The organism is Candidatus Viridilinea mediisalina (assembly GCF_002532535.1).
Classification (GTDB): Bacteria; Chloroflexota; Chloroflexia; order Chloroflexales; family Chloroflexaceae; genus Viridilinea; species Viridilinea mediisalina.
The window spans coordinates 1-2,588 of record NZ_NQWI01000236.1 but is presented as its reverse complement, the minus strand read 5'-3'; the positions used below and the strand labels follow the sequence as shown (position 1 = coordinate 2,588).

2 protein-coding genes are annotated in these 2,588 nt (G+C 40.2%); both read left to right on the top strand.

The window, feature by feature from the left end; translation table 11 throughout:
* Window positions 1–191: 191 nt before the first annotated feature.
* A complete protein-coding gene (gene istA, locus CJ255_RS25155; protein ID WP_097646148.1) occupies window positions 192–1,739 on the top strand; it encodes an IS21 family transposase in 1,548 nt (515 codons plus the stop codon).
* Window positions 1,740–1,768: 29 nt separating this feature from the next.
* Entirely contained in the window at window positions 1,769–2,506 is a 738-nt protein-coding gene (gene istB, locus CJ255_RS25150) for an IS21-like element helper ATPase IstB (protein ID WP_097646147.1), read from the top strand.
* Window positions 2,507–2,588: the final 82 nt, after the last annotated feature.

The window sequence follows — 2,588 nt, the reverse complement described above, 5'->3', positions numbered from 1 at the left end:
TGGCTATAACGGTTCAAAATGTGCCACCGATTTCGGTTTCATTGTGCCAGTGATTTCGGTTTAAAATGTGCCACTATTTTTGGCATTTTTGCACCAGTATTTCGGTTCGACTTGTGCCAACTTTTTCGGTTCGACTTGTGCCAGTTTGAGAGATCAAGATAAAACTGCTATATCGCAAATAAAAAAGCGTTATGGCCAATACACTTGATCTTATGGACTTAAAACAGATTCTCACACTTCACCTGGATGGATTAAGCAATCGCAAGATTAGCGACATCCTTAGCATTCATCGCAATACAATAAATTCTTATGTGCAGCTATTTAATGCCAGTAAACACAGTAAAGAAGAACTGCTTGCGCTGGAGAACTGCGAACTACTAAAACTTTTCCCATCTCACACAACCATTAAAAATCTGCGCTATAATGAACTGATGCTCTACTTTGAGGCTATGAATCAGCAGCGTGATTATCCCGGATTTACTTTTCTGTTTCATTACAAAGAGTATCGGGATCAGTCAAAAGAGCCATATAGCTACACTCAATTCATGGAGCATTATCATCGAAAGTACCCTAAGGAGAAAGGCTCTATGAAGCTTGAACATAAACCGGGTCATGAAATATATATTGATTTTGCTGGTAAGAAACTTCAGATTGTTAATCGGGAAACTGGCGAGATCACTCCTGTTGAGGTTTTTGTCACCATTTTGCCCAAGAGCCAATATACCTATGTAGAAGCTTGCCTTAGCCAAAAACGTGAAGATTTAATACATTGCATGGCGAATGCATTGTCCTACTATGGGGGCGTCCCTAAAGCCATTGTGTCTGACAATCTAAAATCGGCAGTCACAAGAGCCTGTAAATACGAGCCGGAGATAAATCGCTCATTCAAGGACTTTGCGCGCCATTATAACTGTGTAATTAATCCTACCCGTGGTTACTCTCCACAAGATAAGGCTTTGGTTGAGAATGCCGTAAGTCTTGCTTATCAGCGCATATATTATCCTTTGCGCCATATGACGTTCTTCTCCCTAGAAGATCTGAATAGAGAAATAAGAAGGCTTTTGGACTCCTATAATGATCTTTTGCTCCAGCATCGGCAAGCCAGCCGACGTGAGTTGTTTCAATCCATAGAAAGGGAATGCCTAAAACCCCTTCCAGAGACTTCTTATGAGTTAAAAGATTATCGCAGAGCCAAGGTGCAAAAAATCGGTTATGTCTTTTTTTCACCAGACAAGAACTACTACAGTGTTCCTTACCGCTACATCGGTAGGCAGACTCAAATACAATACACCAAATCAACTGTAGAGGTTTTCTATAATCATGAACGCATTGCCAGCCATAAACGCAATCCTTCTCCGGGAGCCTATACCACAAATGAAGATCATTTGTGCAGCACACATAAAGCTTATTATCAGTGGAGTCCTGATTATTTTAAAGAGAAGGCTTCTAAGCATGGGGAACATGTACTGGCTCTCATTGATGGACTCTTTAATGAAAGTACATATCCCGAAACAGTCTATAAGCGAGCAATGGGCATTATCCAATTGCACCGCGATTACCGCTCAGAACGATTAAACAATGCCTGTAATATAGCCTTAAATGCAGGAACGTACTCTTACAAGCGGATTAAAAACATCCTCAAAAACAATCTGGATAAATACACTGGAAACTTAGAAGATGAAGCACAAACACATATCCCATATCACAGTAATATCAGGGGTGCTTCAGCTTATAAATAGAAATGTAAATCAAGTAAAAATCAAATGTCATGAACAACAATCAAACAGTTGAAAAACTCAAAAAAATGCGGATCAATGCCATGGCTGAATTACACTTACAGCACGTAAAAAACAACCAATTAACAGATGTAACGCCTGATGATTATCTGGCTTTACTTACCGACCATGAATGGGAGGAAAGACAAAACAAGAAAATACAACGATTGCTTAAACAAGCCGGATTTCGCCAAAAAGCCACCATTGCTGACGTGAACTACCAAGCAGGCAGACAACTGGACAAAAACATGTTCCAAAGGCTCTCTTCTCTTGACTTTATTGCAAGAAAGGAGAATCTCATCTTCACTGGGCCTTCTGGAGTTGGGAAAAGCTACCTGGCACAAGCCCTGGCTCATCAGGCCTGTATGATGGAATATAAAGTATCCTATACCATCACCTCACGCTTATTTAAGCGTTTTAAGCTCTCTAAAGTGGATGGCACATACACTAAGGAACTCAACAAGCTCGCAAATACAGATGTCTTGGTGTTAGATGATTTTGGGCTTCAGTCCCTTGACAAACATGATCGTGAAACGCTAATGGATATAATAGATGACCGATACAACCAAAAAACAACAATTGTGTCATCACAAATACCGGTATCTACTTGGTATGACATCATCGGGGAAGGAACAATTGCTGATGCAATACTCGACCGACTGGTAAACTCTTCCCATCGAATCGACTTGAATGGGCCTTCTTTAAGAAGAGATATTTTGAAAGCAGAATAACTTTTTTTTTATAATATTGTATCATCTCTCAGACTGGCACATTTTGACCGAAATACCTGGCACAGTCAGACCGAAATAGCCA

What these genes read in the sequence shown, in the direction of transcription:
- istB (WP_097646147.1), top strand. Translation starts at nt 1,769, where the DNA reads ATGAACAACAATCAAACAGTTGAAAAACTCAAAAAAATGCGGATCAAT.
- istA (WP_097646148.1), top strand. Translation starts at nt 192, where the DNA reads ATGGCCAATACACTTGATCTTATGGACTTAAAACAGATTCTCACACTT.